Origin of the sequence: Clostridium thermobutyricum DSM 4928 (assembly GCF_002050515.1) — a bacterium.
Classification (GTDB): domain Bacteria; phylum Bacillota; class Clostridia; order Clostridiales; family Clostridiaceae; genus Clostridium; species Clostridium thermobutyricum.
This window is the reverse complement of sequence record NZ_LTAY01000019.1, coordinates 25,854-42,371: the sequence shown is the minus strand read 5'-3', so window position 1 is coordinate 42,371 and position 16,518 is coordinate 25,854. Positions and strand designations below refer to the sequence as shown.

Annotated in this window: 16 protein-coding genes; 3 read left to right on the top strand and 13 right to left on the bottom strand. The window is 28.1% G+C overall.

Annotated features, from left to right (window positions below):
- Nucleotides 1-52 precede the first annotated feature (52 nt).
- Entirely contained in the window at nt 53-1,693 is a 1,641-nt protein-coding gene (locus CLTHE_RS01770) for an LCP family protein (protein ID WP_080021721.1), read from the bottom strand.
- A gap of 229 nt (nt 1,694-1,922) precedes the next feature.
- Here CLTHE_RS01770 and CLTHE_RS01765 point away from each other — a divergent pair, with 229 nt between their 5' ends.
- Nucleotides 1,923-2,891, top strand: coding sequence for a biotin--[acetyl-CoA-carboxylase] ligase (locus tag CLTHE_RS01765; RefSeq protein WP_080021720.1), 969 nt, complete (start codon nt 1,923-1,925; stop codon nt 2,889-2,891).
- A 37-nt stretch (nt 2,892-2,928) separates the two neighbouring features.
- Here the strand turns inward: CLTHE_RS01765 and asnA are convergent, their stop codons facing one another.
- Nucleotides 2,929-3,939: an aspartate--ammonia ligase gene (asnA, locus tag CLTHE_RS01760; protein ID WP_080021719.1), complete on the bottom strand. Its 1,011-nt coding sequence runs from the start codon at nt 3,937-3,939 to the stop codon at nt 2,929-2,931.
- A gap of 273 nt (nt 3,940-4,212) precedes the next feature.
- On the bottom strand, nt 4,213-5,163 hold the full coding sequence (locus tag CLTHE_RS01755) for an L-lactate dehydrogenase (RefSeq protein ID WP_080021718.1): 951 nt from the start codon (nt 5,161-5,163) through the stop codon (nt 4,213-4,215).
- Nucleotides 5,164-5,339: 176 nt separating this feature from the next.
- Between CLTHE_RS01755 and CLTHE_RS01750 the strand changes: the two genes are divergently transcribed.
- Complete coding sequence (locus tag CLTHE_RS01750; protein ID WP_080021717.1) at nt 5,340-5,954, top strand: 3'-5' exonuclease; 615 nt, start codon at nt 5,340-5,342, stop codon at nt 5,952-5,954.
- A gap of 82 nt (nt 5,955-6,036) precedes the next feature.
- Nucleotides 6,037-6,222, top strand: coding sequence for a hypothetical protein (locus tag CLTHE_RS01745; protein ID WP_080021716.1), 186 nt, complete (start codon nt 6,037-6,039; stop codon nt 6,220-6,222).
- 42 nt (nt 6,223-6,264) lie between these two features.
- On the opposite strand, the gene pflA is transcribed toward CLTHE_RS01745, so the two are convergent.
- From pflA to CLTHE_RS01695, 10 genes are all read right to left on the bottom strand, one after another.
- The gene (pflA, locus tag CLTHE_RS01740; RefSeq protein WP_080021715.1) at nt 6,265-6,969 is read right to left on the bottom strand and encodes a pyruvate formate-lyase-activating protein; all 705 of its coding nucleotides are present in this window, start codon (nt 6,967-6,969) and stop codon (nt 6,265-6,267) included.
- 66 nt (nt 6,970-7,035) lie between these two features.
- Nucleotides 7,036-9,264 carry a formate C-acetyltransferase gene (gene pflB, locus CLTHE_RS01735; RefSeq protein ID WP_080021714.1) on the bottom strand — a complete coding sequence of 743 codons (2,229 nt, stop codon included), beginning with the start codon at nt 9,262-9,264 and terminating at the stop codon, nt 7,036-7,038.
- A gap of 191 nt (nt 9,265-9,455) precedes the next feature.
- Complete coding sequence (gene pyrE / locus CLTHE_RS01730) at nt 9,456-10,130, bottom strand: orotate phosphoribosyltransferase (RefSeq protein WP_080021713.1); 675 nt, start codon at nt 10,128-10,130, stop codon at nt 9,456-9,458.
- A 27-nt stretch (nt 10,131-10,157) separates the two neighbouring features.
- Nucleotides 10,158-11,054: a dihydroorotate dehydrogenase gene (locus tag CLTHE_RS01725; RefSeq protein WP_080021712.1), complete on the bottom strand. Its 897-nt coding sequence runs from the start codon at nt 11,052-11,054 to the stop codon at nt 10,158-10,160.
- Between the two features lie 13 nt (nt 11,055-11,067).
- A complete protein-coding gene (locus CLTHE_RS01720; protein WP_080021711.1) occupies nt 11,068-11,802 on the bottom strand; it encodes a dihydroorotate dehydrogenase electron transfer subunit in 735 nt (244 codons plus the stop codon).
- The gene (pyrF, locus tag CLTHE_RS01715) at nt 11,802-12,692 is read right to left on the bottom strand and encodes an orotidine-5'-phosphate decarboxylase (protein ID WP_080021754.1); all 891 of its coding nucleotides are present in this window, start codon (nt 12,690-12,692) and stop codon (nt 11,802-11,804) included. The genes CLTHE_RS01720 and pyrF overlap by 1 nt, the downstream gene beginning before the upstream one ends.
- A gap of 9 nt (nt 12,693-12,701) precedes the next feature.
- On the bottom strand, nt 12,702-13,898 hold the full coding sequence (locus CLTHE_RS01710) for a dihydroorotase (protein ID WP_080021710.1): 1,197 nt from the start codon (nt 13,896-13,898) through the stop codon (nt 12,702-12,704).
- 15 nt (nt 13,899-13,913) lie between these two features.
- Nucleotides 13,914-14,336 carry an aspartate carbamoyltransferase regulatory subunit gene (locus tag CLTHE_RS01705; protein WP_080021709.1) on the bottom strand — a complete coding sequence of 141 codons (423 nt, stop codon included), beginning with the start codon at nt 14,334-14,336 and terminating at the stop codon, nt 13,914-13,916.
- On the bottom strand, nt 14,330-15,259 hold the full coding sequence (gene pyrB / locus CLTHE_RS01700; RefSeq protein ID WP_080021708.1) for an aspartate carbamoyltransferase: 930 nt from the start codon (nt 15,257-15,259) through the stop codon (nt 14,330-14,332). Before pyrB ends, CLTHE_RS01705 begins: the two co-directional genes overlap by 7 nt.
- Before the next feature lie 210 nt (nt 15,260-15,469).
- On the bottom strand, nt 15,470-16,447 hold the full coding sequence (locus CLTHE_RS01695; protein WP_080021707.1) for a TDT family transporter: 978 nt from the start codon (nt 16,445-16,447) through the stop codon (nt 15,470-15,472).
- Between the last annotated feature and the right edge of the window lie 71 nt (nt 16,448-16,518).

Genomic DNA, 16,518 nt, shown 5'->3' with positions numbered 1-16,518 from the left:
TTAATTACTTTGTAAGAAAATATAAAGCACCTTTTAAGGTGCTTTAATTTTATTATGCTGCATTTAAATGTTCTTGATTTTGAGAATTTCCTGAACTAGGTTTTGCTGATGTCCCAGAATTATTTTCATTAGAACTTCCTCCTGATCCATTTTGGCTTCCTCCTGTAGATCCTCCAGTACTTTCTGATCCATTTTGGTTTCCTCCTGAGGATCCTCCAGTATTTCCTGTTCCATTTTGACTTCCTCCTGTAGATCCTTCATTGCTTCCTGATCCGTTTTGGCTTCCTCCTGAGGATCCTCCAGTATTTCCTGTTCCATTTTGGCTTCCTCCTGAGGATCCTCCAGTATTTCCTGTTCCATTTTGGTTTCCTCCTGAGGATCCTCCAGCATTTCCTGTTCCATTATGATTTCCTCCTGTAGATCCTCCAGTATTTCCTGTTCCATTATGATTTCCTCCTGTAGATCCCCCAGTGCTTCCTGTTCCATTATGACTTCCTCCTGTAGATCCTCCAGTATTTCCTGTTCCAGTATGACTTCCTCCGGTAGATCCTCCAGTACTTCCTGTTCCAGTACTACTTCCATAACTATTATATTCATCCATAGGTTCATAAGGGCTATTAACTTGATTTGCGCCTCCTGAATTACTATCAAAATTATGTCCATAATATTCTGTATTAAGTTTATCTTTCCACTCTTGAATACTATAATTTTCTGAACTTGGTTTTATATCTTTATAAATAAAATCATTTAAAACTTTACCATTTTGCTCTTTATCAATTAAAAGTACCCAACCAAAACTTTTATAACTTGGTGAAGATTTAGATAAATCTTCTAAAGGTAATCTTAGTTGTTCAAAATCTAAACTTGGGAATTTAGATGCTGTATATGCATAATTTAATAAAGCAAATGGTTCTATATTAGTTTTTATATGAGGTAGCATTTCTGTCATAAAAGAAGGATATTTAAGTGGACTTACATCCTTAAACTTCTCTGCTATTATACTTAATACTCTTCTTTGTCTATCTGTTCTTTCATAATCTCCATTACCAGTTTTTCTTATTCTCGCGTAAGATAATGCTTGTTGACCATCTAATAATTGAACTCCTGGATGAACTATTTTAGGAGATTTTTCTTTAGCATCATGCTGTTCTCCTATATATTTATTTAATTGATCAATTTCGTAATCTTTTATATCTACTTCTATTCCACCTAAAATATCTATAATTGATTCAAATCCCCAGAAATTAACCATTAAATATTTATCTAAATTCATAGAAAAATTCTGATTTATTGTATCTATTAAAAGTGGTACGCCTCCAATTGATAAAGCTGCATTTATTTTATTTTCTCCGTGACCTGGTATATCTACAAATGTATCTCTCATTATAGAAGTTAACTTTATCTTTTTTATATTATTATCAATAGTTAATATCATTATTGAATCAGATCTTGCTGGCTCGTCTAAACTTCTAGCATCTGTTCCTATTAATAATATATTAGTTATTCCATTTACCTCTTTAAAATCAACATTACTACCTTTCGGTATATTATCATCACTATATATTTTATTTCTTATATATAAATATCCTCCCCCAACTAAAGTTATTATAATTCCTATTACTATCCCTACTATTATTAATATTTTTTTCAATTTAGTCTTTTTTATTTTTTCTTTTTTTTCTTTCCTACTCATCCCATCCTCCTAATCTTCAGTTATACATATTATTTAAAATTTATACATATTATTCATATTTTAATTATAATAAATTATTTTTAATAAAACCAGTATATTTTTTTAAATTTATTTATTATGCCTTCTGTTTGTGCTTTTTTTATATTATATATTTACGCATTTTGTTTAAAATATATTTTTTTTGTCATATAATAAAATTAGTATTTTACAAGCTGGAGGAAATTATTAAATGAAAAATAAGGTACTTTCCTATTTAAAAAATAGTGATAATTATATTTCTGGTGAATCTATTAGTAAAAATTTAAATATAAGTAGAAATGCTGTTTGGAAGCATATAAGTTCACTTAGGTCTAGTGGATATATAATAGATAGTGTAAGAAATAAAGGATACAAACTTATATCATCTCCTGATATATTAGATACTACTACTATAACCCCATATTTAGAAACTGACTTCATTGGAAAAACTATTTACTATTTCAATGAAATATCTTCAACAAATACTTATGCAAAAAAATTATGTAAAAAAGAAGTAATCAATGGAGCTGTAGTTATATCTGAAACTCAAAATTCAGGTCATGGTAGATTTAATAGAGTTTGGATTTCTCCTAAAGGTGGGATTTGGAATTCAATTATACTTTCGCCTAACCTTGAGCCTATTCATGCTCACAAAATAACTTTAATAGCTGTAGTATCTATGTATTTAACTCTAAAAAAATTTAATATAAATACTCAAATAAAATGGCCTAATGACCTTTATTTAAATAATAAAAAAATCTGTGGAATCCTTGCAACTATGAATTGTGATATGGATAAAATAAATTATTTAATTATAGGTTTAGGATTAAACGTTAATATAGATAAATCATATTTTGAAGAAAATAATCTTACAACAGGAACTTCTTTAAAAATTGAGTTTAACAAAACTTTTAACAGAAGTGAAATTATTGGAACTTTCTATAATATTTTCGAAAAATATTATAAGAATTTTGAAAAAACATATGATTTAAAAGAAATTGTATCTATATGTAAAGATAATTCTATTATAAAAAATAAAAAAGGCTTTCTAGTATCATTAAATTCTCGTGAAGAAATAACCTGTATTGATATAAATGATAATGGTGAACTTATAATAAAAGACTCTAAAGGAGTAATTAGACCTGTTTTAAGCGGTGAGGTTACTTTTAAAAACTTATAAAAAAATGTATATCTCAAAAACTGAGATATACATTTCTTTATAATAAAACTATTCCATTTTCAGAACATGCATTTATATTTTTTTCATCCCATACAGATGATTGAACTTCTCCTATATGTGCTTTTCTTAAGAAATACATACAAATTCTTGATTGACCTATTCCTCCACCAATTGTATATGGAAGCTTTCCTTCTAAAAGATCTTTGTGGAATTTTAATTTTTTTCTTTCTTCAGCTCTAGCAATTTTTAATTGTCTTTCTAAAGCTTCTTCATCAACTCTAATTCCCATTGATGATAATTCAACAGCTCTATCTAATATATCATTCCAAAATAAAATATCTCCATTTAATGACCAATCATCATAGTCTGGTGCTCTTCCATCGTGTTTTTCTCCTGATTTAAGTTCTCCACCAATTCCAATTATAAATACAGCTTTATACTTTTTACAAATAGAATCTTCTCTTTCTTTTGGAGTTAATTCACTATACATATCCTCAAGCTCTTGTGATGTTACAAAATGTATTTCCTCTGGTAAAATATTTTCTAGTTTTACTAAATTTTCATTTACAAAAGCTTCTGTTTCTTTAAATACTTTATAGATTTTTTTTACTATATCTTTTAAAGTCTCTATATTTCTATCTTCTTTTTTTATTATTCTCTCCCAATCCCATTGGTCAACATAAATAGAATGCAAATTATCAAGATCCTCGTCTCTTCTTATTGCATTCATATCTGTATAAAGTCCATATCCTTCTTTAAATCCATATCTTGAAAGACTATTTCTTTTCCATTTCGCAAGAGAATGAATTATTTCAACTTCTTTTCCTGTACTTAAAACATCGAAACTAACTGGTCTTTCTACTCCATTTAAATCATCATTTAATCCTGAATCTTTATAAACAAAAAGAGGTGCTGAAACACGAAGAAGATTTAATTCTTCTGATAGCTTTCTTTCAAAAAAATCTTTTATTGCTTTTATATTTTTTTCTGTTTCTATTAGTGATGTACTTTTATATCCTTCTGGTATTATTATTCCATCTATAATCATAAAATTGCCTCCTTAACCTTTTATATTATTATATATAACTCTAAAACTTTTTTCAAAAATTATATTCATTCTATTTAATATATTTCATATTTTTAATTTAAAACATTTACTTTTAATAAAATATCATGCCAATGAAATTTTCTTGATATTTTTTCTACTTATACTTTATTTTAAAATATGATATTAATATAAATACTATATTTTAAATATTAATAAAAAAACTTTCTCAAAACGAGAAAGTTTTTTCACTACAAAAATATTTGTTTTTCTAAATTATATATGACATTTATCTAAATGACCTTTTAAAATTTCTGCTGATTTTCTTAACTTTTCTTCTTCATCTTTTGATAATGGAATATCTATTAATCTAGTTGCTCCTTTACTGCTTACAACAGTTGGTATAGCTAAATACATATCACTTATTCCATATTGACCTTCAAAAAGTGTTGAAACAGTTAATATACTATTTGAATTTCTAAATATAGCTTCAACTATATTATTTACAGCAAGTGCAACTGCAAAATAAGTTGCTTTCTTTCTACTAATTATTTCATATGCTGCATTTTTAACATCATTTTCAATAACTCTCTTTATTTCGTCATCCCAATCAACTTCAGCATGCTCAGCATAAAGGTCTATTTCTTCTCCTGCTACTCTTGCATTACTCCAAGTTACAACTTCACTATCTCCATGTTCTCCTATAACATATGAGTGTATATTACCATTATTTACATTTAGATATTTTCCTAGAACATATTTAAGTCTTGATGTGTCTAAAACAGTTCCTGAACCTATAACTCTTTCTTTTGGGAATCCTGATAATTTATAAGTTATATGAGCTAAAACATCTACTGGATTTGAAACTACTAAAAGAATTGAATTTGGACTAAGTTTTGCTATTTCTGGAACAAACCCTTTAAATATATTGTAATTTTTTTCTATTAAGTCTAGTCTAGTTTCTCCTTCTTTTTGTCCTGCTCCTGCTGTTATTATAACTATATCTGAATCTTTAGTTTCTTCTAATGATCCTGCATATATATTTACTGGTTTTACAAATGAAGTTCCATGAACTAAGTCCATTACCTCTCCCATTGCTTTATCCATATTTATATCATAAATACAAATTTCTGTTGCTATCCCACTATTCATAAGTGCGAAAGCTGTAGTAGCTCCTACGAATCCTGCTCCTATTATTGATACTTTTCTTTTTCCTTCTACTAACATGTTTTTTTCCTCCTCAATTGCTATCTTTTGTAGTATTTAGATTATACCCTCTCTACTGTTAATTTTCAACTTTAATTCTTATCAATTTAATCAGATTTAATAAGAATTAATCTTCTTACTGTTATTATGTAAATTTTAATGTATAATTATAATATAAATTTTTTTGGAGGCATAAAATGAAATTACTTTTTTTCGATACAGAAACAACTAGTATTAGACCAGGACATATATGTCAATTGAGCTACATAACTGTAGATACATCTACTAAACCACAAACTACAAAAGGGAAAAATTTCTTTTTTACAGTTGATGAAATGGATGAAGGAGCTGAAGCAGTTCATGGCTTTTCTCTTGAAAAACTTTATGAGCTTTCAAATGGAATGTATTTTGATGATTTAGTACAAGAATTTGTGGATGACTTCTTTGAAGCTGATTTTGTAATAGGCCACAATGTAAATTTTGATATAAAATTTATGCAAAGCGAACTTCTTCCTATGGGTGCTGATTATGTTCCTAAAGATACATTCTGTACAATGGGATACTATAAAGATATATGCAAGATTTTAAAACCAAATGGAACTTTTAAAAATCCTAAACTTGAAGAAGTAGTTAAATTTTTAGGAATAACTGATGAACAAATAACTAAAAAGGCAAATGAATTATTTGAAGGTAGTGGAAATTATCATGATGCTAGATTCGATACAGCTGCTACTTATCTTTTAGTTATAGAAGGATTAAAGAAAAAAATAATTCCTCATGGATACTTTACTAAAAAATTAAATTGTAAGTAGTAATTCATACTATCTATTTCTTGTAATATCCATTTAAGTAAATTATAATTAATTTAAAGAGGGTTTACAGGGAGGTAATTTTATGAATTATCAGAAAAAAACTGCAATGTTTTTTATTATTAGTATAATATGTTTAACATATGTTTTTTACTGCTTTACTAATAGTGTTTTAGCTGGATTAGTCATATCAACTTTTGTTTCTATATTTCTCTTCTATGATCCAAAGAAAATAAAAGAAAAAAGAGAAAAAGAAGCAAATGAAATATAATATTAGTATAATTTAAAGGGATTAAGTTTATTTTCTTAATCCCTATTTTAATAATTCTTCATATTCTTTTATTTTTTCTTTATCCATAGCTTTAACCCCTTCTAGTGGATATTTTATTCCCATAGTAGTATATTTATTTACACCAAGTAAATGATATGGTAAAAGCTCTATCTTTTCTACATTATTTATTTTTTTAATAAATTCTTTAAGTTCTAATATATGTTCTTCTCCATCTGTAAGATTAGGTACAACAACATGCCTTATCCAAACTTTTGTATTATTTTTATTTAAAGCCTGGATGAATTTCAATGATTCATCTATTTCCATTAAAGTTACATTTTTATATCCTTCTCTAGTTACATGCTTTACATCAAAAAGAACTAAATCTGTATATTTTAAAATTTCATCATACTCTCCAAGACCAACGCCTGAAGTATCTAAACATGTATGTATTCCTTCTTCTTTACATCTTTTTAAAGTTTCTATTAAAAATTCTGGTTGTCTTAATGGATCTCCACCTGAAAAAGTAACTCCTCCACCAGACCTTTCAAAATAAGTTTTAAATCTCTTTATCTTATTTACTATTTCTTCTGGAGTATATTCTTTTCCTCCTTCAGTTACCCATGTATCTGGATTATGGCAATATTTACATCTTAATGCACAACCTTGCATAAATACTATAACTCTTATTCCAGGTCCATCTACAAGTCCCATTGATTCAATTGAGTGTATTTTACCTTTTATCATTTAAAATCCTCCTAATTCTAGATTTTAAAAATATCCTCTACCTTATGGTAGAGGATATTTATATAATTATAAGCTTTCGTGGAAAGTTCTGCTTATTACTTCTAATTGTTGATTTCTAGTTAATCTATTAAAGTTAACTGCATATCCTGAAACTCTAATAGTTAATTGTGGATATTTTTCTGGGTGATCCATAGCATCAATTAAAGTTTCTCTATCAAATACATTAACATTTAAGTGATGTGCACCTTGTACAAAATAACCATCTAAAATTGAAACTAAGTTATTTTTTCTTCCTTCTTCTTCTTTACCTAAAGCTCCTGGAACAATTGAGAAAGTATTTGATACTCCATCTTCACAAGTTGGATTATATCTGATTTTAGCAACTGAATTTAATGATGCTAAAGCTCCATTTTCATCTCTTCCATGCATTGGGTTAGCACCTGGTGCTAATGGTTCTCCTGCTTTTCTACCATCTGGAGTTGAACCTGTTTTCTTACCATAAACAACATTTGAAGTTATAGTTAATATTGATAATGTGTGTTTAGCATTTCTATATAATGGATGTTTTTTAAGCTCTGTTGAGAACTTTTCAGTTAAATATACTGCTAAATCATCTGCTCTATCATCATCATTTCCGTATTTAGGGAAATCTCCTTCAATATTAAAATCAACAGCTATTCCTTCTTCATTTCTTATAGGAGTTACTTTTGCATATTTAATTGCACTTAAAGAGTCTGCTGCTACTGAAAGTCCTGCAATACCAAATGCCATTAATCTACCTACATTAGTATCATGTAAAGCCATTTGTCCTGCTTCGTAAGCATATTTATCATGCATATAGTGAATTACATTCATTGTATCTACATATAGCTTAGCAACATATTCTAAAACTTTATTATAGTTAGCTCTAACTGTTTCAAAGTCTAAAACTTCATCTTGAATTTTTTCAATTCCTGGAACAACAAGAGTTCCTTTCTTTTCATCTACTCCACCATTTATAGCATATAATAATGCTTTAGCAAGGTTTGCTCTAGCTCCAAAGAATTGCATTTGCTTACCAACTTGCATTGCTGAAACACAACAAGCTATAGCATAATCATCTCCATATATTGGTCTCATAACTTCATCATTTTCATATTGGATTGCATCTGTCTTAATTGAAATTTCTGCACAATATGTTTTAAATCCTTCTGGTAAATTTGGAGACCAAAGTATTGTCATATTTGGTTCTGGAGCTGGTCCTAAATTAATTAATGTATGAAGATATCTAAATGAGTTTTTAGTAACTAATGATTTACCATTAACTCCCATTCCTCCAATTGATTCAGTTACCCAAGTTGGATCTCCTGCAAATAAATCATTATATTCTGGAGTTCTTAAGTGTCTTACAAGTCTTAATTTAATTATTAATTGATCAATTAATTCTTGAGCTTCACTTTCAGTTAAAGTTCCAGCTTCTAAGTCTCTTTCTATGAATATATCTAAGAAAGTACTTGTTCTACCAAATGACATTGCAGCACCATTATTTTCTTTTACTGCTGCTAAATATCCTAAATAAACAAATTGTACTGCTTCTCTTGCATCTTTAGCTGGTTTTGATATATCTATTCCATAAGTTAATGCCATAGCTTTAATTTCAGCTAAAGCTCTAATTTGCTCACTAACTTCTTCTCTTGATCTTATTAACTCATCTAGCATATCCCCAGTTAAGTTATCTAAATCTTTTTTCTTTTCTTCTACTAAGAAATCTATACCATAAAGAGCTATTCTTCTATAATCTCCTATGATTCTTCCTCTACCATAAGCATCTGGAAGTCCTGTTAAAAGACCTGCGCTTCTTGCAGCTCTAGTTTCTTTAGTATAAGCATCAAAAACTCCTTGGTTATGAGTTTTTCTATAATCATTAAAATATTTATCTATATTTTCATCTAATTCATATCCATATTCTTTTAATGAAGTATGAACCATTCTCATTCCACCAAATGGATTTACTATTCTTTTTAATGGAGCATCTGTTTGTAAACCAACTATTACTTCATTATCTTTATCAATGTATCCTGGTTCATAGTTATTGATTCCTGACACTTTATCAGTAGCAACGTCTATTATCCCTTTTTTTATTTCTTCAACGATTAAATCGCTTGAAATTTTCCATACTTTTGAAGTTTTTTCTGATATAGGTGCTAAGAAACTTGAGTCCCCTTTATATTCTTTATAGTTCTTTTGAATAAAGTTTCTTACATCAATTTTTTCTTGCCAGCTACCTGACTTAAATCCATCCCATTGTTTAAACATTAAATGTCGCCTCCCATATATTACAATAAGTCTATGAGTAAACGTGTCTGATAAAATTTTTAATTTAAAGAATTATTTTCCATAAACTTTTTTTATTAACAAACACTTTGTCCCACAAATCAATTTTAAAACAAAAATAACAAATTGTAAATTTATTTTTACAATTTGTTATTTTTTTTCAACATTCCTACTTATTTTGCTCCATATTCTTTATAATAGGCATCTATTCTTTTTAATATTTCTTCATCTAATACTTTCTTACCATCAATTTCTTTTTCTGAAAGATAATTTATTACTTCTTTCATTGTAACTATTGCACAAGTTTTAAATCCAAATTTTTCTCTTATTTCAGCTAAAGCAGATTTTTCACCGTTACCTCTTTCCATTCTATCTACAGAGATTATAAGACCTTTAACATCTACATCACCTTGCTCTTTTAAAATTGGCATAGTCTCATATATTGAAGTTCCTGCTGTAGTTACATCTTCAACAATAAGTACTCTATCTCCATCTTTTATTTTTCCGCCTAAAAGTATTCCTTTATCGCCATGATCTTTTATTTCTTTTCTATTTGAACAATAATCAACATCTATATCATAAAGATTTGAAAGAGCTATTGTTGTTGTTACTGTTAATGGAATTCCTTTATATGCTGGTCCAAAAAGTAAATCATATTGGTCTCCAAAATTTTCTTTTATAGCTTTTGCATAAAATTCTCCAAGTCTTTTTAATTGACTTCCTTTTTTATAATTTCCTGTATTTACAAAGAATGGAGTTTTTCTTCCGCTTTTTGTAACAAAATCTCCAAATGTTAATACTCCGCACTCAATCATAAAATCTATAAACTCTTTTTTATAATTTTCCATCTTAGACCCCTCCAATTATTTTATTTATTAAATAATTCCTATTATTTCATTTATATCTTTTATTCCTTCTTTTATTAAGAAGTTTTCAATTCCTTCAATTATTTCTTTACCAGCCATAGGATTAGTAAAGTTTACTGTACCTATTTGTATTCCAGTAGCTCCAGCCATCATAAATTCTATTGCATCTTCCCATTTTTCAATTCCACCTAGTCCTATTACTGGTATATCTACTGCTTTAGACACTTCATGTACCATTCTTAAGGCTATTGGCTTTATAGCTGGCCCTGAAAGTCCTGCATAAACATTATTAAATACTGGCTTTCTATTTTTTATATCTATTGCCATTCCTTTTAATGTATTTATAAGGGATAAAGAATCTGCTCCTGCTTCTCTACATTTAATAGCCATTTGTACAATATCTTCTGCATTTGGTGAAAGTTTTACCATAAGAGGCTTGTCTGCTATTTTTTTTATTTTACTTACTACTTCATAAGCTACTTCACTTTTTATTCCAAAAGCCATTCCACCTGATTTTACATTTGGACATGATATGTTTAATTCAATCATATCTATATCAGTTCCTCTTAATTTTTCAATTGCCATTTCATAATCTTCTATAGTCCCTCCACCAACATTTGCAATTATATTAGTTCCTAACTTCTTCATTTCTGGCAATTCATATTTTATAAAGTGGTCTATTCCTGGATTTTGTAATCCAACAGAGTTCATCATTCCACTTGGAGTTTCATATACTCTTATCCCTGCATTTCCTTCTTTAGGATTAATAGTTAATCCTTTTGATGAAATTCCTCCAAGTATTTTTACATCATAAAAATTATTGTACTCTTGTCCAAATCCAAAAGTTCCTGATGCACCTATTACTGGATTTTTAAAATCTACTCCATTTATGTTTACCTTTAACATTTAACCACTCCTTTTAAAATTCTACATAATTCCCATCAAATACTGGTCCATCTTTACAAGTCCTTTTAAACCCTTCTTTAGTTTTACATGTACATACTAGACAAGCACCTACTCCACATGCCATATGCTTTTCCATAGAAATAAAAACTTTAGTATCTCTTTCTTTGCACATTTCAACTACTTTTTTCATCATTATTTCTGGTCCACAACATAAAACTAAATCATATTCTTCTGGTTTTAAAAGATCTGTTACAAATCCTTTATGTCCTACACTACCTGTATTTGTTGAAATATTAATTTCATCTACATATTCCTTAAATTCATCTAGAAGATAAACTTCATCTCTAAATCCAGCATATAAATCTAATTGTTTAGCACTATTTTTATTTTTTATCTCTTTTGCAACTTGAAGCATTGGAGCTATTCCAATTCCTCCTCCAACTAAAGCAACTTTGTCTAATTTAAATTCTAAATCAAATCCATTTCCTAGAGGTCCTGTTAAAGTAATTTTTTCTCCTTTTTTCATAATTGAGAAATCTCGTGTTCCTTCTCCTACTACTGCATATAAAAATATTAAGTTTTTTCCTTCTTTTTCACATATACTTATTGGTCTTTGAAGAAGTTTATTTTTACATTTAAGCATATAAAATTGTCCCGCTTTTATATTTTCTTCTTCTTTTACAACCATTTTATATATTCCATTTTGTATTTCTTCATTACTTAATATTTCTACTTCTTTGAATTTCATTATAAATTCCCCCTGTTTAATACAGCCATTTTTATTTCATCTCTCATTCTTATTGCCTCTTGCCTAGCACATTTTGCATAATCTTTTTCATCAGCCCCACTTTTTCTATATGCAAGAAGTATTCCTCTTGAAGAATTTACTACTCCTCCATTTCCATTACCATTATTAAGATACATTGCTACATCTTCTGCTTTTCCTCCTTGAGCACCATATCCAGGTATTAAGAAAAACATTTCTTTTAAATTTTCTCTTATTTTTGCTCCTTCTTCTATATGAGTACATCCAATTACTCCGCCCATTGGTGTATATCCGCACTCACCTATAAATTTCATTCCTAAATCTAAAACTTTTTTTCCTACAATATCATATACATTTTTTCCATCTTTATTTTTTATATATTCAATATCTTTTGCGCCTTCATTAGATGTTCTTACAAGACTGAATATTCCTTTATCACCTTTTTCTATATATGACATATAAGGCTCTATACTATCCATTCCCATATATGGATTTAATGTTATAAAATCTGCTTCAAAATCTCCTTCAAAGTGAGCTTTTGCATACATTTTAGCTGTTGCAGCAATATCTCCTCTTTTTATATCTGCTATTGTTATTAAATCTTTTTCTTTAAGATATTTTAGTGTATCTCTATAAGCTAATAATCCTTCAATTCCTAATGATTCATAATAAGCTATTTGAACTTTAAAGCAGCTTGCAACATCTTCAGTTGCATCTATAATTCCTTTGTTAAATTCAAAAATAGCTTCTCTAGCTGATTTACCGTTCTTTATAAATTCTGGAATATAATCTAGTGAAGTATCAAGTCCTACACATACTACTCCTCTTTCTTCTACTCTTTTATATAATTTATCAATAATTCTACTTCTCATATACAATACCTATCCTCTATATAAAATTTCACCATTTTTTATTGTCATTTTTACTTCACCAAAAAACTCCATACCTTCAAAAGGTGTATTTTTTCCTTTTGACTTAAAATTTTCTGAATTTATTTTCACTTTTTTATTTAAATCTAGAACAACTACATCTCCATCCATTCCTATACTAAGCATTCCTTTATTCATTTTAAGTAATTCTGCTGGATTCTTAGACATTAATTCTGATAACTTATTAATTCTTATTACTCCGTCTTTAACTAACTTTGTATAACATATAGGAAAAGCTGTTTCTAGTCCAACCATGCCTGGTGCACCTTTTTTCTTATCTTCTTCTGTATGAGGAGCATGATCTGTTCCTATACAATAAACATCACCATGTTTAATTGCTTTTAAAAGAAAATCTACATCTTCTCTCTCTCTTATAGGTGGATTAACTCTATAATCATTTATATCTTTTGTTAAAGCTATATGATGTGGTGTTACTTCACAAGTTACATTTATTCCATCACATTTTCCATCTATTATATATTTCATTGCTTCTTTTGTACTTACATGGCACATATGAAGCTTGGCTCCTGTAACCTTTGCAAGAGTTATATCTCTCCATGTCATCATATTTTCTGCAAGTCTCATATCAACTCCTGAAAATTCTTTTGTTTCCGCATGAGACATTACAACCCAATCATTTTTCTTTGCAATTTTCATAGCATCCATCATTATTTTAGAATCTGCTACACCAACTCCATCATCTGAAATTGCTTTTATTCTCTTATCATTTTCTAAAGTTTCTAAATGCTCTATAGTTTGTCCATCAAAATTCTTAGTTATAGTCACACATTGATGAATATCTACTAATCCTAATTCTGATGCTTTTTCATTTACATAATCTAATACTTCTTTGCTTGAACAAATAGGTCTTGTATTTCCCATTAAACAAACTCCAGTATATCCACCTTTTAAGGCAGCTAATGATCCTGTTTCTATATCTTCTTTATAAGTAAAACCTGGATCTCTAAAATGTGCATGGCTATCTATAAAGCTTGGCATTACAACTAATCCATTTACATCTATAGTTTCTACATCTTCTTTTTCTATATCTATTCCAAGCTCTTTTATTTTTCCGTTCTCTATATATAAATCTCCAATAAAGTTTTGATTACAATCAATTAAGTGAGCATTTTTTATTAATATATTCATCCTAAGAATCCCCCCTTATAGTCTCTTTATATGGTCACAATATTCACATCTGTAAGTTCCTTTTTCTTTATCTACTAATATAAAGCTTTGAGGAACATATTTCTCATCTACAGTTATGCAATTTATATTTGTACATTTTATTTTATTTATAACTTTTGTAGGTAATTCTGGTTTAAATTTATTTTTTATCTTTCCATTTTCTATTTCATTTATTGTTATATTAGGTGATATCATAGCTAAAATGTCATAGTCTATTCCTTCTTTTAATTCCATTTTTATAATGTCTTTTTTACCCATTCTAAGACTTTCAACATTCATTATTAAAGCTACATTAAGATTTGTTTTTTCAAGTTCTAATTCATTAAATATTTTCATTCCACATCCAGCTTTTATGTGATCAATTACAATTCCATTTTTTATAGTTGTTATTTTTAACATTCTTCCACCCCCAAAAGCTTACATATAAGAGCCATTCTTACATACATTCCAAACTCGGCTTGCTTAAAGTATGAAGCTCTACTATCATTATCTACTTCCATATCTATTTCATTAACCCTTGGAAGTGGGTGCATTACTATCATGTCACTTTTTGCTTTATCCATTTTTTCCATATTTAATATATAACTATCTTTAAGTCTTAAATATTCTTCCTCATTAAAAAATCTTTCTTTCTGTATCCTAGTCATATAAAGTATGTCCAATTCTTCTATAACATCTTCTAAAACTTCTACTTCTCTAAATTTTATATTATTTTTTTCTAAAACTTGTTCTTTAATATAATCTGGAACTTTAAGCTCTTTTGGTGATATAAGAATAAATTCATTTCCTTCATATCTAGACATTGCTTTTATAAGAGAATGTACAGTTCTTCCAAATTTTAAATCTCCACATAATCCTATAGTTTTATTTTTTAAATTTCCTTTTAGATTCTTTATAGTTAAAAGGTCTGTTAATGTTTGAGTTGGATGTTGATGTCCTCCATCTCCTGCATTTATTACTGGAACTTTTGAATAAAGACTTGCTACTCTAGCAGCTCCTTCTTTTGGATGTCTCATTGCAATAACATCTGAATAAATTGAAACCATCTTTATAGTATCTGCTAAAGTTTCTCCTTTTGATGCTGAACTTGAATTTGGTTCTGAAAAGCCTAATACATTTCCTCCAAGTCTCATCATAGCTGCTTCAAAGCTAAATCTTGTTCGTGTACTAGGTTCATAGAAAAGTGTGGCTAAGATTTTGCCATCACATATTTTAGAATATTTCTTAGGATTTTTTATTATTTTTTCTGCTAAACTAAATATTTCATCTAGTTCTTCCACTTTAAAATCCATTGGATCAATTAAGTGTCTGTTTGTTAACATTTCTATCACTCCTTTTTAACCTCTCAGTGTTAAAATTAAAGGTATTTATTTTATAAAAAAACGCCTTCCTTTTGTAAGGAAGGCGTAGTAATTCCACATTCAAAGATTCTATCTAACTTCCTTACTCATCTCTCGGATGAACTTAAAGGTTTTTTATCTTTTCTGTAGGATACCATGTTAAACATAATATGTCAATATTTTGTTTATCTCTTAATTTTCAGTTTTTAAATTTTCTTTATTATTTTTACTACTAATTATAGCTTTTATAAATAATATTATAAAGTTTATTATTACATAAGCTATAACAACAGTTGATATTACTAATTCTGCAATTCCTGCTCCTCTAAGAATTACTCCCCATGTACTATATCCCATAAAATCTGCAAAACTCGCTACTCTTAAAATAGCCAAATTGCTTATTGCAAGTGGGAAAGTAAATGCAGCTAGTATACCATCAAATTTTTTATTAAAGCATCTTGGCATTTTTATATATACATATATTAAATTAAATATTGATGTTATAAATAATATGCCTAGTAAATAAATATTAGGATTATCTGTTAAAGCAAAATATCCTAATATACAAAGACTTGCCGGAGCTGCTAAAACTCCAATTGTAGCCATGTCATTTTCTTTAATATCTCTTCTTTTAAATAATCTATAAAGTACAAATGGCCAAGCCACAAAATAAAGCACTAGTCCTACTAAAAATAATATTTTTGATACAGTAGGATATCCCATATCTTTTCCTGCAATAGTTCCTGTTATCATTCCAACTAAAATAATAAACCAACTTGGAAATAAATATTCTAATCTAAATTTTCTTGCTCTAAAACCTAAGAATATTAGGAAAATGGCTGCATGTACTACTACAGATATAATCCAAAGTATTTTTCCTAATAAAGGTGAAATACTATATGTAGATGCAGATATTAAAAACAATGTCATATCAAAAGTTGGATAGAAGCTTCCTGCTACAGGATTTTTAAGTTCTTCTACAATTTTATTTGGATAAAATACTCCTCTTAAAACCATTAAATAAATTGCTATTATAGCAAAAATTAATGCTATTGATTTTATATATGTAAATCCTAAATTATCGTAACAATTACTTAAAGTTATGAATCCTAAAGCTGTTCCACACATACCTATTGGATAGTTTTCTATTTTTCTTAATAAACTTCTCATTTGTTACCTCCTATCTGTTAATTATTTTAAACTATTATTATAATTTTTTAAAGAACATTTTTATTAAAAAA